We start from the raw sequence: 23,702 nt of genomic DNA on the forward strand, positions 1-23,702 counted from the left end.
TTGGCGGCAACCATGTCTCAGCAGAAACAGAACCCGGACCGCGGCAATCGCGGTGGCCGGCGGCGCGGTCGCCGCTCCCCCGGCGCCCGCGACAATCAGCGCGACAACGCCACGCCCCGCGGGGACCACCGCGACAACCACCGCGGCGATCACCCGCACGTGGACAAGCGGCCCATCTACGCCCGCCTGGACGGCGTGACCTTCGCCGAGGCCCGCAGCTTCCGCCGCCGCCTCAAGCGCGCCTCGGCGCCGAATGCCATCCACGCCATCGCGGAGGACATCGAGCTGGCCCGCCTGCGCGTCGAAGAGCGCCGCGAGTCGATCCCGCAGATCACCTACCCGGCCGCGCTGCCGGTGTCGGCGCGCCGGGACGACATCGCAGAGGCCATCGCGAACAACCAGGTCACCGTCATCGCCGGCGAGACCGGCTCGGGCAAGACCACGCAGATCCCGAAGATCCTGCTCGACCTGGGCCGCGGCGTGCTGGGCAAGATCGGCCACACGCAGCCGCGCCGCCTGGCCGCGCGCACCGTCGCCGAGCGCATCGCCGACGAGCTGGGCGAGAAGATCGGCGGCCACGTCGGCTATGCCATCCGCTTCGACGACCGCGTCGGCCGCGACACCTGCGTCAAGCTCATGACCGACGGCATCCTGCTCGCGGAGATCCAGCGCGACCGGCTGCTGCTCGACTACGACACGATCATCATCGACGAGGCCCACGAGCGCAGCCTCAACATCGACTTCCTGCTCGGCTACCTCAAGCGTCTGCTGCCCAAGCGCCCGGACCTGAAGGTGATCATCACCTCGGCGACGATCGACCCGGAGCGTTTCGCGGAGCATTTCGCGGGCGCCGACGGCACGCCCGCGCCGATCATCGAGGTTTCCGGCCGCACCTACCCGGTCGAGGTCCGCTACCGCCCGTTGACCGTCGAGGAGACCGTCACCCGCAAGAACGGCCAGACCGAAACGCGGGTCACCGACATCGACCAGATCGACGGTGTCGTCGACGCCTGCCGCGAGCTCATGCGGGAGGGCGACGGCGACATCCTGGTCTTCTTCTCCGGCGAGCGCGAGATCCGCGAGGCCGCCGAGGCCATCGACGGCCAGAAGTGGCGCGGCGTCGAGGTCCTCCCCCTCTTCGGTCGCCTGTCCAATGCGGAGCAGCACCGGGTCTTCGGGCCGCATGCTTCTCGACGCATCGTCCTGGCAACCAACATCGCCGAAACGTCGCTGACGGTGCCGGGCATCCATTACGTGGTGGACACCGGCACCGCCCGCATTTCGCGCTACTCCACGCGCACGAAGGTCCAGCGCCTGCCGGTCGAGCCGGTGAGCCAGGCCAGCGCCAACCAGCGTTCGGGCCGCTGCGGCCGCGTCGCCGACGGCATCGCCATCCGCCTGTATTCCGAAGATGACTTCCTGTCCCGGCCGGAGTTCACCGATCCGGAGATCCAGCGCACGAACCTGGCTTCGGTCATCCTGCAGATGGCCAATCTGGGGCTTGGCGACGTCGCCGCCTTCCCCTTCGTCGACGCCCCCGACCACAAGGCCATCCGCGACGGCGTGCAGCTGCTCGACGAACTCGGTGCCCTGGCCGCTGCGGAGGGCGACGCCGGGACGTCGTCAAGCGAACTTTCCCTGACCCCCACCGGCCGCGAGCTGGCGCGCATCCCCGTCGACCCGCGGCTGGCGCGGATGCTGGTGGAGGCGCACGTCAACGGTGCGCTCAAGCCCGTCACCGTCGTCGTGGCGGCGCTGAGCCTGCAGGACGTGCGCGAGCGGCCGCTGGAAAAGCAGGCGCAGGCCGACCAGGCGCATGCGCGGTTCAAGGACGCGACCAGCGACTTCCTGTCCTACCTCAAGCTGTGGGAGCACCTGCAGGACAAGCGGCGGGAGCTGTCGGGCAACCAGTTCCGCAAGATGTGCCAGCGCGAGTTCCTGCACTACATGCGGGTGCGCGAGTGGCAGGACCTGATCCGGCAGCTCAACCAGGTCGTCGCGGATCTGGGGTGGAACTGGTCCGTGGAGGGCAACGAGCCGTCGCCGGACGCCATCCACCAGTCGCTGCTGGCCGGCCTGCTGTCGCAGATCGGCGTGCGCGAGGGCGAGGGCAAGGAGTTCACCGGCACGCGCAACACCAAGTTCCTGGTGCACCCGGCGTCGGCGCTGTCGAAGAAGCCGCCGCGCTGGGTGATGGCGGCGGAGATCGTGGAGACCTCGCGCACCTTCGCCCGCGACGCCGCGCGCATCGAGCCGGCGTGGGTGGAGAAACTGGCCTCCCACCTGCTCAAGCACCAGTACTCGGAGCCGCATTGGTCCACCAAGCGCGGCGCGGCGATGGCGTACCAGAAGTCGACGCTCTACGGCGTGCCCGTGGTTGTCGACCGTGCCGTGCCGTACCACCGCGTCGACCCGACGGCGGCGCGCGAGATGTTCATCCGCCACGCGCTCGTCGACGGCGAGTGGACCACCCACCACAAGTTCTTCGCCGACAACCGGGCGAAGCTGGAGGAAGCCGCCCAGATCGAGGACAAGGCGCGCCGCCGCGGCATCGTCGTCGACGACGACACGCTCTACGCCTTCTACGACGCCAAGATCCCCGAGACCGCGACGACCGGCGCCAATTTCGACCGGTGGTGGAAGAAGACGTCAAAGTCCGAGCCGGAGCTGCTCGACTTCGACCCGCATGCGCTGGTCAACCCCGATTCGCATGACGTCGACGCCGCCGCGTTCCCCGATCTGTGGCAGCAGGGCACCCTCGATTTCCGCCTGTCCTACCGCTTCGAGCCCGGCTCCGACGACGATGGCGTGACCCTCCACGTCCCCGTTCCCCTGCTGGCCGGACTGCGCGACGAGGGCTTCGACTGGCTCGTCCCCGGCCTGCGCCAGGAGCTGGTGGAGTCGCTGATCCGCACGCTGCCGAAGGCTTCGCGACGGTCCGTCGTCCCCGCCCCCGACTTCGCATCCAGGGCGCTGGCGTCCATGACGCCGTATGCCCGGCCGCTGCGCGAGTCGCTGGCCGACGCCCTGCGCCAGCTCGGCGGGTCCGGGATCAACGCCGGCGACTTCGACGTGTCCAAGTTGCCGCCGCACCTGCGGTTCAACTTCGCCACCGTCGACCGCCGGGGGAAGATCACCGACCAAGACAGGGATCTGAAGGCCCTGCAGCACCGGCGCGCCGGCCAGGTGACCACGGCGGTGTCGAAGGCCGCCGGGTCGTCGGAGCATGCCGCGGTGAAGGAGTGGACGGCCGACAATCTCGGCGCCGTGCCGGAGACCGTGGAAAACACCGTCGACGGCCAGAAGGTCACCGCGTATCCCACGCTGGTGGCCACGAAGGACGGCGTGGCCGTCAAGGTCGTGCCCACGGAAGCGCAGGCCAAGGCGTCGCTGGTCACGGCGACGCTGACCATGTTGCTGCGCGATTGCACCGTGCAGGCCAAGTCGATGGTCAAGGGCCTGCCGCTGCAGCAGCGCGTGGCCGTCGATGCGTGGCCGCATGGTGGTGCCGAGGGGCTCGTGGAGGATTGCCGCGTCACCGTCGTGCGCGATCTGATGATGGGAGCCGGCGGTCCCGTGCGCGATCCGGAGGAGTACGCAAAGCTCCGCGACGCCGTGAAGCCGCAGGTCCCCGGCCAGGTGCGCCAGCTCGTGGTCGGCATGGCCAAGGCGCTGCCGGCGTATCACCGCGTGGTGTCGCAGCTGAACGAGTGGGACGGCCCGGCCATCGACGACATGCGCGCGCAGCTGGAGTTCATGCTGCCCAAGGGCGCGGTCGCCCGGCACGGGTGGGCGAACCTGCGCCATCTCCCCCGCTATCTGGAGGCGATGGAGGTGCGCTTGGCGGACATGGCCACCGATCCCGACCGCGATGCAGAGCTCGAGGATGAGGTCGCCGAGGTCAACGAGCACCTGGCCGCGCGCCTGGCGAAGCTGCCGGAGGCGCGGAAGAAGTCCGCGGCCGTCCGGGACATCGGTTGGATGATCCAGGAGTTGCGGGTGAGCTTGTTCGCGCAGCGCCTGGGCACGGCGCGCACGGTGTCGCCGCAGCGGGTGAAGAAGGCCATCGACAAGCTGCGGTAGCCGGTGACCGTGCCCGGACTGCGCGTCTTACGTGCGGTCGTGGCGAAGCGACAGGATCTCGTTTTCGAAGTCCTGCGCCGAGCTGAACGACTTGTACACCGACGCGAAGCGCAGGTAGCCGACTTCGTCGAGGTCTCGCAGCGGTTCGAGGATGGCCAGCCCGATGTCGTTGGAGTCCACCCGCGGGGTGCCCTTGGACCGGAGGGTTTCCTCCACTTGCTGGGCGAGCAGTTTCAGCGCTGCTTCGGGGACCTCGCGCCCCTGGCATGCCCGCCGCACGCCGCGGATCACTTTGTCGCGGCTGAAATCTTCGACGACTCCGTCGCGCTTGACGACGATCAGCTGCGACCGCTCTAGCGTGGTGAATCGTTTGCCGCACGCCAGACACTCGCGCCGGCGGCGGATGGTCATTCCATCGTCGATGAGACGGGAGTCGATGACCTTGGTTTGGTCGTGGTGGCAGAACTGGCAATGCACGTCGTCGAGCATACGGTGCCCGCGCCCCACGCCCCTACTGCTGGTGAGCGGCGCCGACGTAGGTCGGGGCCGGTGCCGTCTCCGGGGCGGGCGCGCCCATCCCGGAGAAGTGCAGCATGAGGCCGAACACGGCGCCGACGCCGGCGACGACGGCCATCGAGGTGCGCGTGCGGCGCACCCCCTGCACCGGGCCGCGGACGGCCGAACGACCGTCGCGGACGTGCCCGATGTTCGAAACCCCGTGGGTGGGCGCAGAAGTGAGGGCCGTTCGTCGTGTGTTCGGACGGCGCGACGCGCCCGAAACACCGCCGGGGCGACCGTTCGACGGACGACGGGTCGTACGGACCCGCGTTCGATCCGTCGCGGCACCCGTTCGAACATCGGCGGCGGCGCGACGACGCCGCACGGCGGTTCGGGCAGCCGGGCGAACCGCAGCAGCATCGTTCTCGAGCCACGAGGGAACCTGATCCCCGGACTCCGTGGAGTCCACGTCATGCCAGTTCAGGGTGGCGGTGCGGTAGTCTTCGATAAAAGCGGTCATCGGTTGGTTCCTTCCATCCGGTTACTCGCGAGCATCATACGAAACGGTTTCGAAAATCCCGGTCGCGGTCACTGCACGAATGTTCGACTGCGTTGCTGTGTTCGATTTATATCACCGCCCCCGGATCCCGTCCAGACATGGGGGCAAAAACTTCGAACAGTTGTGCCACCCCCGCACGATTTGGTGTAGGGTCGTGTTCGAACGGCAGGCACGAGCGAGGCAGGTCCGATCGCGCGCATGGCCGATCGACCTGAGCACGACGACATCGAGCACCGGGGCACCCGAGCCCCGTGCACCCGAGCATTAGTCACCCGAGCACTACGCAACCGAGCACGACCGAACCCGGTGGGAGTGGAAACATGGCCGATAAGAAGCAGCCGCACAAGAACACGTTGACGGACCGACAGAGGCGCATCCTGGAGGTCATCCAGGACGCGGTGTCCCTGCGGGGCTACCCGCCGAGCATCCGGGAGATCGGTGACGCGGTCGGGCTGAACTCCACGTCGTCGGTGGCCTACCAGCTCAAGGAGCTGGAGAAGAAGGGCGCGCTGCGCCGCGATCCCCACAAGCCGCGTGCGGTCGACGTCCGCGATCTGAAGCAGAAGCTCGACAACCACGCCGGCAAGCCGGGCCCCAAGCCGAAGTCGGCGTCGGTCCCGGTCGTGCCGGAAGGCGCCACCGCCCCGACGTATGTGCCCATCGTCGGCCAGATCGCCGCCGGCAACCCGATCCTGGCAGAGCAGAGCATCGACGAGCACATGGCGGTTCCCGCAGAGCTCACCGGTCCGGGCGAGCTGTACATGCTCCGCGTCGTCGGCGAGTCGATGGTCGATGCCGGCATCTTCGACGGTGACTGGGTCGTGGTGAAGTCGCAGCAGACGGCCAACAACGGCGATTTCGTCGCGGCGATGATCGACGGCGACTCGGACAGCGAGGCCACGGTCAAGGAGTGGCACGAGGATCGTTCGGGCAAGTGGCTGCTCCCCCACAACGACGCCTTCGAGCCGATTCCGGTCGACGGTGGGGTGACCATCCTCGGCCGCGTCGTCAGCGTCCTGCGCCGTCTCTGATCCACCACCCGAGAAGGGGCCCGAGCACCATGTGCTCGGGCCCCTTCTCATGCATTCGGTGCGCCAGCCAGCATGTGGTGCGCGAGCCAGGCCTCAGGCCCCGCTTCCACCGCGCGCACAGGTTGGCGGGGAGCAAGCCGGGGAAGCCCCCATTCAATCTCAGAGTTTTCGCGGCCGTGAATCCGGCCTCAACCTGCAGGAGATTGAATTCTTGACCCCCTATTTCTTCAAGCTCAGAGTCCGCGTGCCCCTCGGAAAGGGCGCGAAAACCCTGAGATTGAATTGATGGGTCGATTCCAACTGAATTCAGCGACCATCCATGCATTCACGGCCCCACGCGGCGGCGCGGGACGTCCGTGACGAGCCTCGACGGCCACGGTGAGCCGCGACGTGGACCGCTACCCCAGGCCGAAAACGGAGCGCGCGGCTACTCCAGGCCGAAGACGGAGCGCACCGCGGCGCGAGCGGCATCGGCGTTCGGCGCATCCAACGCCGCACGAGCGGCGTCGGCACACTGGGCGGCGGTGACCTCGGCGAGCTGGGCCCCCACGCCCGGCAGCGCCGTCGCGGCCGCCGACAGCGAGTTCACCCCGAGGCCCACGAGCACGCAGGCCAGCAGCGGATCGGCCGCGGCTTCGCCGCACACGCCGACCGGGGTGCCGGTGAGCTTGCCGGACCGGCACGTCATGTCGATCAACCGCAGCACCGCCGGCTGCCACGGATCCGTGAGGTACGCCAGGTGCGGCGACAGGCGGTCGGCGGCCATCGCGTACTGGGTCAGGTCGTTGGTGCCGATGGAGACGAAGTCGAGAACCTTCATCAGATCGTGGCTCATCAGGGCCGCGGCGGGAATCTCGATCATCGCACCCGGCGTCAGGCCGCGTTCGCGGCAGAGCCCGGCGAACCACTCGGCCTCTTCCAGGGTCGCCACCATCGGCGCCATCACCCACGTCGGGGCCTCCGCTCCGCGGCCCGCCTTCGTGCCGGCCAGTGCGATGGCGTCGAGCTGGCGTTCCATGAGCCCCGAGTTCGACCGCGAAATGCGCAGGCCGCGCACGCCCAGCGCCGGATTGTCCTCGTCGCCGAGATTGGCGAAGGCGATCGGCTTGTCGGAGCCCGCATCGAGCGTGCGCACGACGATCTTCGACTCCGGGAACGCCTTGAGCACCGTGGCGTAGATGTCCGCCTGATTCTCCACCGTCGGTTCCGTGGCCGCCGACAGGAAGCAGAGCTCGGTGCGGAACAGGCCGATGCCCTCGGCCGCGCCGTCCGCGGCGATGCGCGCGGCATTGCCGTCGCCGACGTTGGCCAGCAGCTGCACGTGTTCCCCGTCGGCGGTGCGCCCCGGACCCGACCACGCCGCGATCTTGTCGGCCATCCGCGCGGCCTCGTCCACCGCCGCCTGCGCGACCGCCGGGTCGGGGTCGGCGGTGATCTCCCCCTTGGCGCCATCCACCAGCGTCAGGGTCCCCTGCTCGATGACGCGCAAGCCCGCGCCCGCCGCCACCGCGCACGGCACGCCCAGCTGCCGGGCGATGATCGCCGTGTGCGACGTGGGCCCGCCCAGCGTGGTCACCATCGCCACGAACAACTCCGGGTCCAAGGTGGCGGTGTCGGCGGGCGACAGGTCGTCGGCAAGCAAGACCGACGGCTCGATCACGGCCGGCAATCCCGGCTCGTCCTCGCCGCGCAATTCCGCGATGACGCGATCGCGGATGTCCTCCAGGTCCGTGGTGCGCTCGGCCATGATCCCGCCGGCGGCCTTGAACATCTCCACGAACTTCTCGATCGCCGCCATCGTCGACGACTCCGCGCCCACCCCGGCCTTGATCGACTTCACCGCGGCCCGGTGCCACCCGCGGTCCAGCGTCAGCTTCGAGGTGGCCAGGAGCACCTCGGCCGCGTTGCCCTCGGCACGGCCGGCGCGGGCGGCCAACCGCTCGGACACCGCCGCGGCCGCCGCCCGGAAGCGCTCGATCTCGGCCTCGGCGTCGCCGGCATGCGGCTCGCCCTCCGGCGGCAGCGCGGGACGCGGCCGCACCCACACGGCGGGCGCATACCCCACTCCCGGGACGACGGCGGTGGCCTTCAACGTGGTGGACGACGGCATGGGCTCTCCTGGACTACGGAATGGATCGATTCACCCGCTGCGGGCGAGGCCCGAACGGAAACTCCTTGCGCAAAATCTTACTCCACATTTCCCACATTGAAACCCAATTCTCGCTTGACTTTCCAACATATTCGGGCATGATTGGAGGGAGCCGAGTGTGTGGTCGCGGCGCCAGCCGGAATCGGTTACGTCCAGGCCACCACACGTAAATACCGCCCCACCCCGGATCGCAGAATCGGGCAATCGACACCCGATTGGGCTTGATTCGGCCCAAACGCAGGAGACGACCGTGTACGCAGAAGAACGCCGACGCAAAATCGCTTCATTGACGGCCGTCGAGGGCAGGGTCACGGTCTCGGATCTGGCGCACCATTTCGACGTCACCGCCGAGACCATCCGCCGCGACCTCGCCCAGCTCGACGCGGAGGGTGCGGTCCACCGCGTTCACGGCGGCGCCGTCGCGGCGAAGTCGTTCCAGACCGTCGAGGTCAGCGTCGACGCGCGCAAGAAGGCGCAGAAGGACGCCAAGCGCTCCATCGCCCGCGCCGCGGTCGATTTCCTGCCGTCCTCCGGCGGCGGCGTCTTCCTCGACGCCGGCACCACCACCGAGGCGCTGGCCGAGCTGATGGCGGCGTTCCCCGAAGAGCGCCACTGGTCGGTGGTCACCAATTCCCTGCCCAGCGCCCTGACGCTGGCCGGCGCGCCCTACATCGAGCTGCAGCTGCTCGGCGGCCAGGTCCGCGCCATCACGCAGGCCGTCGTCGGCGATGCGGCGCTGCGCTCCCTGGCGCTGATGCGCGCCGACGTCGCGTTCATCGGCTCCAACGCCCTGACCATCGACCACGGCCTGTCCACGGCCGACCCGCAGGAGGCGGCGGTCAAGAGGGCGATGATCACCAATGCCCGCAAGGTCGTGGTCATGTGCGACTCGACGAAGCTGGGCCGCGACTTCCTGGTCAGCTTCGCCGCGCTCGACGACATCGACGTGGTCATCACCGACCCGTCGGCCCCGCAGGCCTTCATCGACGAGCTGCAGGACCATGACGTGAAGGTGATCGTCGCCCGATGATCCTCACGCTCACCGCGAATCCCTCGATCGACCGGACGACCACCGTCAAGGGCCGCCTCGAACGCGGTGGCGTGTTCCGGCTGGCCATGCAGTCGGACGTGCCCGGCGGCAAGGGCGTCAACGTCTCCGCCGCCGTCGCCCACGCCGGCCACGACACGCTGGCGCTGTACCCGGCGGCGAGCAACGGCCGCTTTTCCCGCCTGCTCGCCGAGACGGACATCCCGCACGAGCCCATCGACTTGCCCGACGAGGCCCGCGTCAACCTGACCATCGTCGAGGACGATGGCACGACGACGAAGCTCAACACCCCGGGCGCGCTGTTGTCCGGCGTCGACGCCGATCGCGTCCTCGAGCGCCTGGCCCACCATGCGCCGCAGGCGACGTGGGTGGTGCTGGCCGGGTCGCTGCCCCCGGGCGCGCCGGTCGATTTCTGGGCCACCTGCGTGCGCCGCGTCCGCGAGGCCAACCCGGATGCCGGCATTGCGGTGGACACCTCCGATGCACCGCTGCTGGCGCTGGGCGAGGCGTTCCCGGCCGCCGCGCCGGAGGTCATGAAGCCCAACGGCCTGGAACTGGGCCAGCTCGCCGGCCTCGACGGCGATGACCTGGAGCGCCGCGCCTCCGACGGCGACCTCGCCGCGGTCGTCGCCGCCGCCCGCACCCTCAATGCGTCCGGTGTCGGGGAGGTCCTGGTCACGCTCGGTGCCGCGGGTGCGGTGCTCGTGCTTGCCGACGGCCCGGCGTTCGCCGCGACCCCTCCCCCCATCGTTCCGCTGTCGACCGTCGGCGCCGGGGACAGCTCGCTGGCCGGGTATCTGCTCGCCCGCGAAGACGGCATCGACCCCGCAGGCGCGCTGGCCCGCGCCGTGGCCTACGGGTCGGCCGCCACGTCCCTGCCCGGCACCACCATCCCCCGCCCCGACCAGACGAACCCGGGCGCTGTGGCCGTCCGGGAACTCTGACTCTCCCCCACTGCACGAGGAGTCCCCAATGTCATCCCAGGTCATCCTGCCGGAGCTCGTCGAACTCGACGTCGCGCCGGGCGGCACCCCGGAGGCCGTCATCCGGCATCTGGCCGCATTGGTCGCGGGCGCGGGCCGCGCCGCCGACGCGGACGAGCTTGCCGACGACGCTCTGGCCCGCGAGGCGAAGTCGGGCACCGGCGTGCCCGGTGGCGTCGCCATTCCCCACTGCCGGTCGGAGTCGGTGACCGAACCGACGCTGGCGTTCGCGCGCCTGACTCGCCCGGTCGATTTCTCCGGGCCCGACGGCCCGGCGGATCTGGTCTTCCTCATCGCCGCGCCCGCCGGCGGCGGCAAGGCGCACCTGAAGATCCTGTCCAAGCTCGCGCGCGGGCTGGTGAAGAAGGACTTCCGCGCCGCGCTGCGCGGTGCGGCCACGCCCGACGAGATCGTCGACGTGGTCAACGCCCGCATCGCCGGGACCGCCCAAAAGACGGCCTCGGAGCCGACCTCCGCATCCGAGCGCTCCGCGCCCGTGCCCGTGGCGGCTTCGACGCGGGCGACCCGCATCGTCGCGGTGACCGCCTGCCCCACCGGCATCGCGCACACGTACATGGCCGCCGACTCCCTGGCCCAGATCGCCGCCGAGCGCGACGACGTCGACCTCGCGGTGGAAACCCAAGGCTCGTCGGCCGTCCAGGCCCTGCCCGCCGAGACCATCGCCGCCGCCGACGCCGTCATCTTCGCCACCGACGTCGGTGTCAAGGACCGCGACCGCTTCGCCGGCAAGCCGGTCATCGAATCCGGCGTCAAGCGCGCCATCAACGAACCCGCCGCCATGATCGACGAGGCCATCGCCGCCGCCGGCGACCCGAACGCCGCGCGCGTGGCGGGGACGGCGGGCGGCGGCGACGCGGAGTCGTCGTCAAGCACCACCGCTTCCTCCCTCGGCTGGGGCAAGCGCATCCAGCAGGCGGTGATGACGGGCGTGAGCTACATGGTGCCGTTCGTCGCCGCCGGCGGCCTGCTGCTCGCGCTGGGCTTCCTATTCGGCGGCTACGAAGTCGCCGGCGTCGCCGACCGCGTCTCGCAGGACTACACCCTGTGGAACCTGCCCGGCAACCAGATCCCCATGGCCGACGGCACCGTCACCGAAGTCGAGCGCTCCGGGCTGCTGCTGTACCTGGGCGCGATCCTGTTCGCCACGGGCAACTTCGGCATGAGCGTCATCGTGGCCATCCTGTCGGCGTTCATCGCCTTCGGGCTGGCCGGCCGCCCCGGCATCGCGCCGGGCTTCATCGGCGGCGCGATCTCCGTTGCCATCGGCGCCGGCTTCCTCGGCGGCCTGGTCACGGGCATCGTCGCCGGCCTCATCGCCCTGTGGCTGACCACGCTGCGCGTGCCGCGCTGGCTGGCGTCTCTCATGCCGGTGGTCATCGTGCCGCTGGTCGCCTCCGTGGGCGTCGGCCTGCTCATGTTCCTGTTCCTCGGCCGCCCGCTGACCTCGCTGATGAACGCGCTGGCCGACTGGCTAGGCGGCATGTCCGGCAGCTCCGCGATCCTGCTGGGCGTCATCGTCGGCCTCATGATGTGCGCCGACATGGGCGGGCCGATCAACAAGGCCGCCTACCTCTTCGCCACCGCCGGGCTGTCCACCGGCGACACCGCCTCCATGCAGGTCATGGCAGCGGTCATGGGCGCGGGCATGGTGCCGCCGCTGGCCATGGCGCTGTCGTCGGCCGTGCGCCCGGCGCTGTACACGCGGGCCGAGCGCGAAAACGGCAAGGCCGGTTGGCTGCTCGGTGCATCGTTCATCTCCGAGGGCGCCATCCCCTTCGCCGCCGCCGACCCGCTGCGCGTCATCCCGTCGATCATGGCCGGCGGCGCCGTCACCGGCGCGCTGTCCATGGCCTTCGGCGCCGCGTCGCGCGCCCCGCACGGCGGCGTGTTCGTCTTCTTCGCCATCGACAACGTCCTGGCCTGGTTCGCCGCCATCATCGCCGGCGCCATCGTCGGCGCGGTGCTGGTCAGCGCGCTCAAGCAGCTGTGGCCCCGCAAGGTCGCCGGTGCGGCCGCCGATTCCGGCGCCCCGGCCGGTTCCCCGGCCGACGCAGCCGAAGCTCCGCCCGCGCAGCCGGCTTCCGCGTAAAATCGACAACCGATACCTTCCACCGAAAGGACCACCACACATGGCCTCCAAGACCGTGACCGTCGGCTCGACCGTCGGCCTGCACGCCCGCCCCGCCACCCTCATCGCCGATGCGGCGGCGGAGTACGACGAGGAGATCCTCATCGAGCTCGTCGAGTCCGACGACGATGACGAGCCCGCCGACGCCGCCAGCTCGCTGATGATCATGTCCCTGGGCGCCGAGCACGGCGATCAGGTCACGGTCACCTCCGACGATGCCGGTGCCGTGGAGAAGATCGCCGCCCTCATCGAGAGCAACCTCGACGAGGAGTAGGCCCCCGCTTTTCCTGCTTTGCGACGCCGGCGTCCCCGGCGTCCCATGCACGACGCGGCCCCGACCGGGATGGTGAAATCCGGTCGGGGCCGCGTCGTCGTCAAGCAGGCGCGTTCGTGTGGTCTACCGCCTCGTGCCCGCGAACTGGCCCTCGCCGACGCGGCGGTAGAGCCACTTGAGGATCGGGTAGCCGACGATGATGCCCACCGAACCCCACGCGATGCCCTCCAGCTCCAGCGAACCGATGGACAGCGTGAGATTGCCGATGCCCGCCACCATCGCCGTGGCCGAGGCGACGAGGTTGACCGGGTTGTTGAAGTCGACGGCGTTGTCCAGCCAAATGCGGATGCCCAGCATGCCGATCAGGCCGTAGAGCACCAGCGTCGCGCCGCCGAGGACGCCCTCGGGGATGGTGAGGATCAGCGCGCCGAACTTCGGGATGAACGCCAGCGCGATGGCCGTCAGCGCCGCCACCCAGTAGGCGGCCGTGGAGTAGACGCGGGTGGCGGCCATGACGCCGATGTTCTCCGCGTACGTGGTCGTGCCCGAACCGCCCGCCGAGCCGGCCAGCGTCGTGGCCAGGCCATCGGCGATGAGCGCGTCGCCGGCGAGGTCGTCGAGGTTGCGGCCCGTCATGGCGGAGACGGCCTTGACGTGGCCGACGTTTTCGGCGATGAGCACCACGACCACCGGCAGGCCGATGAGCATGGCGTTGAGGTGGAACTCCGGGGCGTGGAAGTCCGGCAGGCCGAACCACGCGGCCTCGCGCACCGCCGCGGTGGCGTCCGGCGACAGGTTGCCCGTGGCCGTGGCGAAGGCCCACCCGACGACGACGCCGATGAGCACGCCCAGGCGGGCGATCATCCCGCGGCCGGCGACGGTGGCCACCAAGATGGTCAGCATGGTCACGGCGGCCACCAGGGGCTGGGCCGAGAAGTTCGTCGCCGCGACCGGGGCCAGGTTGAAGCCGATGAGCGCGACGATCGCGCCGGTGACCGCCGGCGGCATGACGGCGTCGAGCGCCTGGCGGCCGGCCTTCTTCACGATGACGCCGATGAGGATCAGCATCGCGCCGGCGGTGACCACCACGCCGGCCTGGGCGCCGATGCCCTGCGCCTGCGTGGCCGTCAGCGGCGCGATGAACGCGAAGGACGAACCGAGGTAGCTGGGCAGGCGGTTGCGGGTGATGAGCAGGAACAGGATCGTGCCCAGGCCCGAGAACAGCAGGGTCGTGTTGACGGGGAACCCGGTGAGCAGCGGCACCAGCAGCGTCGCGCCGAACATGGCGATGACGTGCTGCATGCCGATGCCGATGGTGCGCGGCCAGTCCAGCCGCTCCTCCGGCGCCACCACCGCACCCGGCGCGATGGTGCGGCCGTTGCCGTGGAGATCCCAGCCGAACAGCCGGCCGCGCACGGCCGGGTGGTCGGGGTGATCGGGATGATCCGGGTGAACTGTGTCGGTGGGGTGTTTCTCGTTGGTCACGCGCGTGATGTTACGCGCCCGGCTCCGGCAGGTCGGGATCGACGATGAACTCCTCGAGCTCCCGGGCCATCGACCGCGGCAGGCGGACGTCGAGCACGGTGCCGTCGGCGCCGTACTGCTCGTCGAGGACCGTCGCCTGCTCGTGCAGGCGCGAGACCACGTCGCCGCGGTCGAAGGGCACGAGCACCGAGACGTGGGCGTCCATGGCGTTGAGCGCAAGCTCCACGCGGGTCTCCAGCTCGGACAGGCCTTCGCCGGTGGCGGCGGAAGTGAACACGACGTCGTCGAGGACGTGGCGCAGCTCGGCGATGGTCGCGGGCTCGGCGAGGTCGATCTTGTTGACCACCAGCAGCTCCGGCGGCACGTCGGCCTTCTGTTCGGCGGCGATGTCGCCGATGACGGTGTTGACCGTGCGGATCTGCTCGAGCGGGAACGGATCGGAACCGTCGACGACGTGGAGGATCAGGTCGGCCTCGAGGATCTCCTCCAGCGTCGAGCGGAACGCCTCGACCAGCTGCGTGGGCAGGTGGCGGACGAAGCCGACGGTGTCGGTGACGATCACCGTGCGGCCGTCGCGCAGCTCGGCGCGGCGGGTCGTGGGGTCCAGGGTGGCGAACAGCGCGTCCTCCACCAGCACGCCGGCGCCCGTCAGCGCATTGAGCAGCGAGGACTTGCCGGCGTTGGTGTAGCCGGCGATGGCGATGCGCGGCAGGTGCCCGGCCTTGCGGCGGGCGCGCTTGACCTCGCGGGAGGTCTTCATGCCCTCGAGTTCCTTGCGGATGCGCGCCATGTCCTGGCGCAGCCGCCGGCGGTCGGTCTCGATCTTCGTTTCGCCGGGCCCGCGCAGGCCGACGCCGCCGTTGGAGCCGGCGCGGCCGCCGGCCTGTCGCGACATGGAGTGGCCCCAGCCGCGCAGGCGGGTGATCAGGTACTGCATCTGGGCCAGCGACACCTGCGCCTTGCCCTCCTTGGACTTCGCGTGCTGGGCGAAGATGTCCAGGATGAGCATGGTGCGGTCGATGACCTTCGCGTCGAGCTTGTCTTCCAGCGCGACCAGCTGGCCGGGCGAGAGCTCGCCGTCTGCGACGACCGTGTCGGCGCCGGTGGCCTTGACGATGTCCCTCAGCTCCGCGACCTTGCCCGAGCCGATGTAGGTGCCCGGGTCGGGCTTGTCGCGGCGCTGCAGCACGGATTCGAGGACCTCGGAGCCGGCGGTTTCGGCCAACGCCGCGAGTTCGCCCATGGCGGCCTCGGCTTCGGCCAGCGTGCCCTGCGTCCATACGCCGAGCAGGATGACGCGCTCGAGCCGCAGCTGGCGGTACTCGACCTCGGTGATGTCCTCGGCGTCGGTGGTGTGCGTCGCCGCGCGGGTCAGCCGGCGCAGCGATGAGCGCGCCTCCAGGTCCAGGTCGCCGACGGTGGGCTGGGCGGCCCGGGTCTCGGGCGCGTCCCCGCCGGACTCGGCGAAGCGCTGGTCGCCGTTGGTCTCGTTGGGCCCCTGGTCGGGGTAACTGTCGTTCATGGGGGTTTCAGTCATGTTCCGGCCATTGTCTCACGACCACCGGAAAAGCCCATATCTCGGCCAATTGCGCGTGCCCCGCGCCGGATTTCAACGCCCGCGAGTGAGCACCAGCGCGACGGGTCCCCGGTCCCGGGCGGCATTGCTTGGCGACGAGCACGCGGACCCGTCCGCCCCCGCATGCGCGCAGCCGCCGCATCCGCCGGCCGGGCACGACGCCGCCAGGCGCTCGCGGCGCAGTTGCCCCGTCCGCTCGAGGTGCTCGATCGCCGCATCGACGGTGGCCCGCGCCAGGCCGGTGCGCTCGGCGATGGCGCCGCGGGAGACGGCGCCGGCGGCGATGGACCCGCGCACGGCGGCCAGTGGCCCGCTCACAGGAACAGCCTCGCGATCTGGAAGACGGCCACGGCCAGCACCCATGCGCCGACGAGCTGCGAGGCTAACCCGAACATGGTCCACTTCAGCCCGATCTCGCGTTTCTGCGCGGCCAGCGTGGCCACGCACGGGGTGTAGGCGAGCAGGAAGATCATGAACGCCCACACCGCGGCCAGGCCGTGGCCGCCGGAGGAGCGATCGAAGTCGGCGCGGATGTGATCGGCAAGGGGGCTTTCGGCCTGCTCCCCCGCTTCGGCGTCGGTGACGTCGTCGACGGCGTAGGTCTGGGCCCACGTGGAGATGACCGCTTCCTTGGCCACGAATCCGGTCAGCAGCGTGCCGGTCAGCGACCAGGAGCCGAAGCCGGCGGGCTCGAAGACCGGCGACACCGTCTCCGAGACGACGCCGTAGGCCGAGTCGCGCGGCGGCAGGTCCTCGTCGGCGAATCCGTAACCGGGTGCGGTGGGCACGGACATCAGCGCCCACACCACGATGACGGTGACCACGATGATGCCGCCGGCGGTCTTCAGGAATCCCTTCAGCCGCGTCCACGCCACCGACAGAGCCAGCCGGGGCATGGGCAGCTGGTAGCCGGGCAGGTCGATGACCAGGGGCTCGGACGGCATGGCGCGCCACAGCGTGTGCCGCAGCACCAGGCCCGTGAGCACCACCAGGCCAATGGAGACCAGGTACATGGCGAAGACGACGGTGCCGGCATTGTCCGGGAAGAACACCGCGGCGAGCATGACGTAGACGACCAGCCGGGCGCTGCAGGAGGTGAAGGGGATCAGCAGGGCGGTGAGGATACGATGGCGCGGATTGCCCAGCACTCGGGTGGCGGAGATCGCCGGGACGTTGCAGCCGAAGCCGACGATGAGCGGGATGAACGCCTTGCCCGGCAGCCCGATGGCGCGCATGACGCGGTCGGTGACCACGGCGGCCCGCGCCATGTAACCGGAGTCCTCGAGCACGGCCAGGCACAGGAACATCAGCGCCATCAGCGGCGCGAAGGTCAGCACCATGCCCACGCCGCCGATCAGGCCGTCGACGATGAGGCCGGAGACCACCGGGCCGCCGAGCCCGATCGTCTCCAGGCCGGAGCGGACCCACTCGGAGACCGGGCCGGTGACCAGGCCTTCGAGCCCGTCCTGCAGGGGCGCGGCGACGACGGTGGTGATCTGGAACACCAGCCACATCACGCCGAGGAACAGCAGCGGGCCGGCGAAGGGGTTCAGCGCCACCCGGTCGATGCGATCGGACCACGTCGGCGTCCCGCCGGGTTCGGTGGTCGATGCGGCGACGACGCGGTCGATGAACTCGAACCGGGCTTCGTCGGCGTCGGCCTCCGCACCATTCAGGTCCGTGTCGGCGACGGCACTCGAACCCGCACGCTGCCTGATCACGCGCGGGCAGCCCGTCATCGCGCCAGCGACTGCGGTGCGCACCTCGCCGACGCCATTGCGGCGGCGCGGGTCGACGGCGACGACGGGCACGCCGAGCGCGTCCTGCATGGCGGCGGCGTCGACGTCGACGCCCTGGGCGGCGGCGACGTCGGTCTTCGTCAGCACCACGACGATTCGGTACGGGTGCTCGGCGATTTCCGAGAACAGGTACAGCCCGCGGGCCGGCGCCGTGGCGTCGACGGCAACGATGACCAAGTCCGGGCGCTCATCTGGCCCGCGGGTGATGAGCATCTCGCGCGTGAGCTCCTCGTCGGGGCTCATCGCGTCGAGCGAGTAGGCACCGGGGAAATCGATGACGTCGTAGGTGGCGTCGCCGGCCTTCCATGCGCCGCGGCTGACCTCGACGGTCGTGCCCGGCCAATTGCCCATCTGCGCCTTGGCGCCGGTCAGGGCATTGAACAGCGTCGACTTGCCGGAGTTGGGCGCGCCGACCAGGCCGATGACCGGCGATCCGGTCGGGGCGGGCGCTCCCCCGGCGCAGGCGTGGCAGCTGGGCGCGACGGAGATCGACTTCGCGGCGGGCTTCACCGCGCTCATCGCAGCACGTCCATCTGCTCGAGCGTGCGGCGGTCGATGGCGTAGCGGGCGGTGCCGGACTTGATCACGCGTCCCCCGCCGGCGGTCTTCGGGCCGACGGTGACGCTCATCCCCGGCCGCAGGCCGAGCTGCGCCAGGCGGCGGCACAGCTGCGGTTCGGTGCGCGGCGCGGAGAGCACGACCGTGTCGCCGACGGCGACGTCGCTGAGCCTCGCGGTGGCCAGATCGACGGCGGTCACCGCCTCCCGGCCTTCGGCTGCGGCACGCGCCGAGCGCGTCTTGTCACCCATCACGCGAATGGACATCGCGGCGATCCTTCCGGGCCGATCCACTCGGCCACGCCAGCCAAGTCAGCCCGGCCATTTCCCGGTTGGAAAGCACGCGCTGGCTTGAGAAACTAAGGCCAGCCTAGCCCTGCGGAATAGGTGAACGCGAGCCAATTCAAGGCCCAACCGATGATCTTTGCGTCACACTTGCACCGCGCGGACCGTCGCCAAGCCCGACTCGGTTCCGGGACGGGCCGGGACTAAGATGGACCACCATGACTTCCGACCTGAAGAGCATCGGCCTCGACTACCCGCGCTGGCAGGACGCCATCGAGGCGGCCATCGCCACGGAGCACCTTTCCGTCATCGGCGAGGTCCGCGGCGGCCAGCTCGTCCGCTTCGAGGACCCGTCGGGCGCGCGGCTGCACGTCCTGGGCGTCGAGCCGTTTTCCACCTTCGCGGGGTTTGCGGGGATGACGCGCGTGACGGCTCACGTTTCCGCGCTTGACGACGTCCTGGCGCTCATCGAGATCGTCGCCGATGACCCGTCGCACCCGAACTTCGACAAGGTCGTGGCCACGGCGACGTGCCACCTGGCGCAGGGGCCGATGCTCGTCGACGAGGGCACGCAGACCTTCGAGCACGTCAACCTCGCCGCGCTGGGCATCGACGTCACCGTCGACGAGGACGCCGAGGCGTTCGAGTCGCGCACCGGCGAGCAGCCCGGCGGCGTGCGCTTCACCGGCGCCGAGGCCGTCACGGGTGCGGCCGCCGGCACGAAGGCCCCCGATGCGTCGGCGACGCTGTCCGGCGTGGTCAACGCCGCGGTCAAGCGCACCAACCGTCTCACCGGCCAGGAGTTCTGGGTGCTGCACCTCGACGTGCCGCTGCCGCTGGACGTGCTCGTGTCCGCCGACGTCATCCCGGAACCGCAGATCGGCACCGTGGTCTCCGGCGATTTCCTGCTCGTCGGCGAGGTCATCGCTCCCCAGGGTTGCGGCGACTCCTGCGGCGACGGCGGTTGCGGCTGCGGTTCCGGAGGCTGCGGCGGCCACTAGCCGCCCGGCTCGACGGGTCCGCTTCGGGCGCTGTTATCGACCCAGCGCCGCCAGGTCCACCTCGCCGTGGGCGACGAGCGCCGAGGGTCCGGTGAGAATCGACGTCGACGCGGTGATCTCCACGGTCACGGTGCCGCCGGGCACGTGGACATCAACGACGCCCGTGCCGTGGCCCGCATCGGCCAGCGCCGACACGGCGGCGGCGACGGTGCCGGTGCCGCAGGATCGGGTCTCCCCCACGCCGCGCTCGATGACGCGCATGTGGATCGCACGGTTCCCGGTGCCGGCGCCGTCCTCGTCAAGCGGCGTGACGACCTCCAGGTTCACGCCCGCGGGGAACATCTCCGCGTCGACCTCGGGCACACCGCTCAATTCCAGCCGCGCCAGACCATCGGCGTCGAGGTCCGGCAGCACGCACGCGAGATGGGGGTTGCCCATGTCCACGCCGACTCCGGCGTAACGCCCCTGGCCCAGGAACGCCGTCGCCGCCCCGAGCACCACGGGCGCGCCCATGTCGACGGACACGGTGGCGCGGGTGGCGGTGACGTCGTCAAGCGACACGACCTTGACCCCCGCCCGCGTGCCCACCCGCAGCGCCGCCGTCTCCGTGCTCAGCCCCGAAGCGACCAGGTAGTGCGCGAACACGCGCACGCCATTGCCGCACATCTCCGCGATGGAGCCGTCGGCATTGCGGTAATCCATGAACCAATCGTCGGCGCGGACCTCGTCGGCCTCGCCGGCGCGCGGCAGCCCATCGAGGACACCGGCGGCGACGAGCGCCCCCGCCCGCGCCACGTGCAGCAGGCCATCGCCGCCGATGCCCGCGCGACGGTCGCAGAGCTTCGCGACGACCCCGGCCGGCAAATCCAGCTCCGCGCCCTCGTCGGCGACGATGACGAAGTCGTTTTCCGTGCCGTGGCCCTTGGTGAAGGCGATGATCGCGTTGTCCGGTGCAGTGGCGTTCGAGTCAGGCGTATTCGAGCTCATTGCCCGAATGGTACGCGGGCGGTGTTGCGCTCACGTTAAGGCCGTCAGCGCCTGGTGCCGGGGATCGCCGTCGCCGGTGCCGGCGGCATCAAGCCACCTCACGCGGGGGTCGCGCTGGAACCAGGACTTTTGGCGGCGCACGTAGCGCCGCGTGCCGGTGATGGTGCGCTCGATGGCCTCGTCGAGGTCGTACTCGCCGTCGAGGTGGTCGAGCACCTGCGCGTAGCCGATCGCCCGGCTGGCGGTGACGCCGTCGCGCAGGCCCTGTGCCAGCAACGCGTCGGCTTCCTCCATGAGCCCGCGCTCGAACATCAGGCGCGTGCGGCGCTCGATGCGCTCGCCCAGCCAGTCGGCCTCGGTGCGCAGGCCCAGGATCCGCGTGCCCCACCGCGGCGGGGCGTCGATCGGCGGCTTCGACGCGCCGAACGGTTCGCCGGTCAGCTCGATGACCTCGAGGGCGCGCACGATGCGCCGGGGGTCGCGCCGCTCGATGATCGCGGCCGCGGCGGGGTCGACCTCCGCGAGGCGGTCATGGAGCTTTTCGACGCCCACCTCCTCCTGCACGGCCTCCCACTTGGCGCGGACCTCCGGATCGGTCGGCGGGAAACGCCAATCGTCGACGAGCGCCTGGACGTAGAGCATGGAGCCGCCCACGAGGATGGGCACGTGGCCGCGGGCCATGATCGCCTCGACGTCGGCGACGGCCTCTTCCTGGTACGTGGCCACCGACGCCGGTTCGGTGACGTCGAGGACGTCGAGTTGGTGGTGAGGGATGCCGCGGCGCTCCTCCACCGTCAGCTTCGCCGTGCCGATGTCCATGCCCCGGTAGAGCTGCATGGAATCGACGTTGACGATCTCCCCGCCGAACTCCTCGGCCAGCGCCAATCCCAGATCCGACTTGCCGGAGGCCGTCGGGCCGATGACGGCGATCGGGGTCAGGTTCTGGTCCGGGGCCGGGGTCAGTGCCGGGTTCCGGTCCGTGTCCGCATTTCCGCTCATGGTCACGCCTCCCATTCCCATTCCGCGACGTGGTAGCCGACGCCGTGCGGCGCGCCCCGAAAACTCTGCCGGGCGGTGAAGGTCCGGGCGTCGAGGCTCAGCTCCGACCCGAAGCTCGCCAGGTCCTGCCACACGCCCATCGTGTGCAGCCCCACCGAGTCGCAAAGGTTCGGCCCGAATTCGCCGAAGGGGTCATGGCCGGGGTCGCCGCCGAATCGCCCCTCGGCGATGGCCGCGCAGGCGTCGTCGATGGGCTCGGCATCCGGCAGCAGCGTCAGCGGGGCGCGCGCCGTCAGCGCCGACGGCCCCTCGGCCACGATGACGATGGGCCCGGTCGCGTCGGCGTCAAAGGGGTCGGGCAATTGCGCGGTCACGTCGACGTCGGCCGGATCCCATCCGGCATCCCCGATCACCCAGCGCGCGACCAGCTCCGGCAAATGGTGCCCGCCGCCGACCTCGACGCCGGCGCCCCAGGCGCGGAAGGAGCCGGCGTGGGACGTCGCAAAGCGATCATCGGGCCGACGCACGATCACCGGGCGCGACCGCCCTGCCCCGTCCCCCGACTCCGCCCCGAGCACGCGGGAGACCGCGGCGCGCACCGCGGCCCGCAGCTCCGCGGCACCCGCATCGGCGCCGGAAAGTTCCGGTACCAGCAGGGGCGCGCCGGGAATGAGCAGGAGTCGTCGGATCACGGCCTCGAATCTACCCGCCGCGGGCGACCCATCCGGCAACGGTTGCGGCACGCGGGCCCGTCGTTTGCGATACTCGATGGGAGGAACGTGAAACGGCAGCCGTGCCGCGCGGCTAAAGCACCGATTGGATAGAACCCATGACCGACAACACCCCCACCCCGAAGCCCGGCCCCCGCCCCGGCCCCCGACCGGGAGGCATGCCCCGCCGTCCCGCGGCCCCGGCAGGCACGCCCGCCGCGGCGCCCGTCGCGCCCCGCAAGACCGACCCGTCCAAGTGGGGCCGCGTCGACGACGACGGCACGGTGTGGGTCCGCACCGCCGACGGCGAGCGGCAGGTCGGCTCGTGGCAGGCGGGCACTCCCGAGGAGGGCCTGGCGCACTACGGTTCGCGTTACGACGACCTGGCCACCGAAATCGAGCTGCTCGAGGCGCGCATCCAGTCGCATCCGGAAGAGGCCGCCACGGTTCGCTCGTCGGCGGAGGAGCTGAAGGCGCAGCTGCCCGAGGCCGCCGTCGTCGGTGATCTGGAGGCCCTGGACAAGCGGCTGGCGGTCGTGCTCGAGCACGCCGACCAGGCCGGCGAGAAGGCCAAGGCCGACAAGGCGCAGCGCCGGGCCGCGGCGATCGAAAAGAAGGAGAAGCTCGCCGCCGAGGCCGAGGACATCGCCGAGAACTCCGAGGACTGGAAGGTCGCCGGCGACCGCATCCGCGCCATCCTCGACGAGTGGAAGCAGATCCGCGGCATCGACCGCAAGACCGATGACCAGCTGTGGAAGCGCTACTCCCGCGCCCGCGACTCGTTCAACCGCCGCCGCGGCAGCCACTTCGCAGAGCTCGACCGCAACCGTGCGTCGGCGCGTGCGGCCAAGGAGGAGCTCATCGAGGAGGCCGAGGCCCTGCAGCACTCCACCGACTGGGGCGGCACCGCCGCCGCCTACCGCGACCTGATGGCCCGGTGGAAGCAGGCCGGTCGCGCGCCGCGCGAGATCGACGACAAGCTGTGGAAGCGCTTCAAGGGCGCGCAGGACACCTTCTTCGCCGCCCGCAACGCCGTCAACGCCGAGCGCGACAAGGAGTTCGAGGCCAACGCCGAGGCCAAGGAGGCGCTGCTGGCCGAGTACGACGAGCGCATCCGCCCGGACAAGGACCTCGACCACGCCCGCACCGAGCTGCGCAAGCTCCAGGAGCGCTGGGAGGAGATCGGCTTCGTCCCGCGCGCGCGGGTCCGGGAGTTCGAGGACAAGATCGGCAAGCTCGAGCGCCGCGTGTCCGAGGCCGCCGATTCCCAGTGGCGCCGCACCGACCCGGAGGCCCAGGCCCGCGTGAAGCAGTTCGCCGACCGCGCCGCCGACTTCGAGGCCAAGGCAGCCGACTTCGAGGCCGCCGGCAAGACCAAGAAGGCCGAGGACGCCCGCGCCCAGGCCGCCCAGTGGCGCGAATGGGCCGACGCCGCGGAGCGCGCACTCGAGGAGATGTAGGGCGCGCGGCCGCCGCCGCTGCCGCGGCCATGCGAAAACCCCGCCGGCTCTTCCGTGAAGGAGGAGTCG

General features: G+C 70.6%; 19 protein-coding genes. 8 read left to right on the top strand and 11 right to left on the bottom strand.

The window, feature by feature from the left end:
- Positions 1 to 12 precede the first annotated feature (12 nt).
- Entirely contained in the window at positions 13 to 4,083 is a 4,071-nt protein-coding gene (hrpA, locus tag ACFWGD_RS00715) for an ATP-dependent RNA helicase HrpA (RefSeq protein ID WP_377776605.1), read from the top strand.
- 27 nt (positions 4,084 to 4,110) lie between these two features.
- On the opposite strand, the gene nrdR is transcribed toward hrpA, so the two are convergent.
- Together nrdR and ACFWGD_RS00725 are read right to left on the bottom strand one after the other, a co-directional pair.
- Entirely contained in the window at positions 4,111 to 4,560 is a 450-nt protein-coding gene (nrdR, locus tag ACFWGD_RS00720; RefSeq protein WP_377776993.1) for a transcriptional regulator NrdR, read from the bottom strand.
- A 34-nt stretch (positions 4,561 to 4,594) separates the two neighbouring features.
- The gene (locus ACFWGD_RS00725) at positions 4,595 to 4,738 is read right to left on the bottom strand and encodes a hypothetical protein (RefSeq protein WP_377776606.1); all 144 of its coding nucleotides are present in this window, start codon (positions 4,736 to 4,738) and stop codon (positions 4,595 to 4,597) included.
- A gap of 722 nt (positions 4,739 to 5,460) precedes the next feature.
- Here ACFWGD_RS00725 and lexA point away from each other — a divergent pair.
- Positions 5,461 to 6,171 carry a transcriptional repressor LexA gene (lexA, locus tag ACFWGD_RS00730; RefSeq protein ID WP_377776607.1) on the top strand — a complete coding sequence of 237 codons (711 nt, stop codon included), beginning with the start codon at positions 5,461 to 5,463 and terminating at the stop codon, positions 6,169 to 6,171.
- A gap of 427 nt (positions 6,172 to 6,598) precedes the next feature.
- Here the strand turns inward: lexA and ACFWGD_RS00735 are convergent, their stop codons facing one another.
- Entirely contained in the window at positions 6,599 to 8,281 is a 1,683-nt protein-coding gene (locus ACFWGD_RS00735) for a phosphoenolpyruvate--protein phosphotransferase (RefSeq protein WP_377776608.1), read from the bottom strand.
- Between the two features lie 289 nt (positions 8,282 to 8,570).
- Here ACFWGD_RS00735 and ACFWGD_RS00740 point away from each other — a divergent pair, with 289 nt between their 5' ends.
- The 4 genes from ACFWGD_RS00740 to ACFWGD_RS00755 are packed head-to-tail and all read left to right on the top strand — an operon-like array spanning position 8,571 to position 12,774.
- On the top strand, positions 8,571 to 9,350 hold the full coding sequence (locus tag ACFWGD_RS00740) for a DeoR/GlpR family DNA-binding transcription regulator (RefSeq protein ID WP_377776609.1): 780 nt from the start codon (positions 8,571 to 8,573) through the stop codon (positions 9,348 to 9,350).
- A complete protein-coding gene (locus ACFWGD_RS00745; protein ID WP_377776610.1) occupies positions 9,347 to 10,312 on the top strand; it encodes a 1-phosphofructokinase family hexose kinase in 966 nt (321 codons plus the stop codon). Before ACFWGD_RS00740 ends, ACFWGD_RS00745 begins: the two co-directional genes overlap by 4 nt.
- A 28-nt stretch (positions 10,313 to 10,340) precedes the next feature.
- Positions 10,341 to 12,461 (top strand): fructose-specific PTS transporter subunit EIIC, encoded by a 2,121-nt coding sequence (locus ACFWGD_RS00750; protein WP_377776611.1) that lies wholly within the window; start codon positions 10,341 to 10,343, stop codon positions 12,459 to 12,461.
- Positions 12,462 to 12,501: 40 nt separating this feature from the next.
- On the top strand, positions 12,502 to 12,774 hold the full coding sequence (locus tag ACFWGD_RS00755) for an HPr family phosphocarrier protein (protein ID WP_377776612.1): 273 nt from the start codon (positions 12,502 to 12,504) through the stop codon (positions 12,772 to 12,774).
- Positions 12,775 to 12,897: 123 nt separating this feature from the next.
- Here the strand turns inward: ACFWGD_RS00755 and ACFWGD_RS00760 are convergent, their stop codons facing one another.
- From ACFWGD_RS00760 to ACFWGD_RS00780, 5 genes are all read right to left on the bottom strand, one after another.
- A complete protein-coding gene (locus ACFWGD_RS00760; RefSeq protein ID WP_377776994.1) occupies positions 12,898 to 14,190 on the bottom strand; it encodes a uracil-xanthine permease family protein in 1,293 nt (430 codons plus the stop codon).
- A gap of 79 nt (positions 14,191 to 14,269) precedes the next feature.
- A complete protein-coding gene (gene hflX / locus ACFWGD_RS00765; protein WP_377776613.1) occupies positions 14,270 to 15,796 on the bottom strand; it encodes a GTPase HflX in 1,527 nt (508 codons plus the stop codon).
- A 72-nt stretch (positions 15,797 to 15,868) separates the two neighbouring features.
- A complete protein-coding gene (locus tag ACFWGD_RS00770; protein ID WP_377776614.1) occupies positions 15,869 to 16,153 on the bottom strand; it encodes a FeoC-like transcriptional regulator in 285 nt (94 codons plus the stop codon).
- Positions 16,150 to 18,153 carry a ferrous iron transport protein B gene (gene feoB, locus ACFWGD_RS00775; RefSeq protein WP_377776615.1) on the bottom strand — a complete coding sequence of 668 codons (2,004 nt, stop codon included), beginning with the start codon at positions 18,151 to 18,153 and terminating at the stop codon, positions 16,150 to 16,152. The genes ACFWGD_RS00770 and feoB overlap by 4 nt, the downstream gene beginning before the upstream one ends.
- Positions 18,150 to 18,458 carry a ferrous iron transport protein A gene (locus ACFWGD_RS00780; protein WP_377776616.1) on the bottom strand — a complete coding sequence of 103 codons (309 nt, stop codon included), beginning with the start codon at positions 18,456 to 18,458 and terminating at the stop codon, positions 18,150 to 18,152. The genes feoB and ACFWGD_RS00780 overlap by 4 nt, the downstream gene beginning before the upstream one ends.
- Before the next feature lie 236 nt (positions 18,459 to 18,694).
- On the opposite strand from ACFWGD_RS00780, the gene ACFWGD_RS00785 reads away from it, so the two are divergent.
- Complete coding sequence (locus ACFWGD_RS00785) at positions 18,695 to 19,477, top strand: hypothetical protein (protein WP_377776617.1); 783 nt, start codon at positions 18,695 to 18,697, stop codon at positions 19,475 to 19,477.
- Between the two features lie 33 nt (positions 19,478 to 19,510).
- On the opposite strand, the gene dapF is transcribed toward ACFWGD_RS00785, so the two are convergent.
- Genes dapF through ACFWGD_RS00800 form a run of 3 tightly spaced genes read right to left on the bottom strand, consistent with a single transcriptional unit; the run spans position 19,511 to position 22,155 of the window.
- Positions 19,511 to 20,464 carry a diaminopimelate epimerase gene (dapF, locus tag ACFWGD_RS00790; protein ID WP_377776618.1) on the bottom strand — a complete coding sequence of 318 codons (954 nt, stop codon included), beginning with the start codon at positions 20,462 to 20,464 and terminating at the stop codon, positions 19,511 to 19,513.
- A gap of 30 nt (positions 20,465 to 20,494) precedes the next feature.
- The gene (gene miaA / locus ACFWGD_RS00795) at positions 20,495 to 21,463 is read right to left on the bottom strand and encodes a tRNA (adenosine(37)-N6)-dimethylallyltransferase MiaA (RefSeq protein ID WP_377776619.1); all 969 of its coding nucleotides are present in this window, start codon (positions 21,461 to 21,463) and stop codon (positions 20,495 to 20,497) included.
- A gap of 2 nt (positions 21,464 to 21,465) precedes the next feature.
- Positions 21,466 to 22,155: a hypothetical protein gene (locus ACFWGD_RS00800; protein ID WP_377776620.1), complete on the bottom strand. Its 690-nt coding sequence runs from the start codon at positions 22,153 to 22,155 to the stop codon at positions 21,466 to 21,468.
- Between the two features lie 137 nt (positions 22,156 to 22,292).
- On the opposite strand from ACFWGD_RS00800, the gene ACFWGD_RS00805 reads away from it, so the two are divergent.
- The gene (locus ACFWGD_RS00805; protein WP_377776621.1) at positions 22,293 to 23,633 is read left to right on the top strand and encodes a DUF349 domain-containing protein; all 1,341 of its coding nucleotides are present in this window, start codon (positions 22,293 to 22,295) and stop codon (positions 23,631 to 23,633) included.
- The last annotated feature ends 69 nt before the right edge of the window (positions 23,634 to 23,702 follow it).

Source organism: Corynebacterium sp. NPDC060344 (genome assembly GCF_042725215.1).
Lineage (GTDB): Bacteria > Actinomycetota > Actinomycetes > Mycobacteriales > Mycobacteriaceae > Corynebacterium.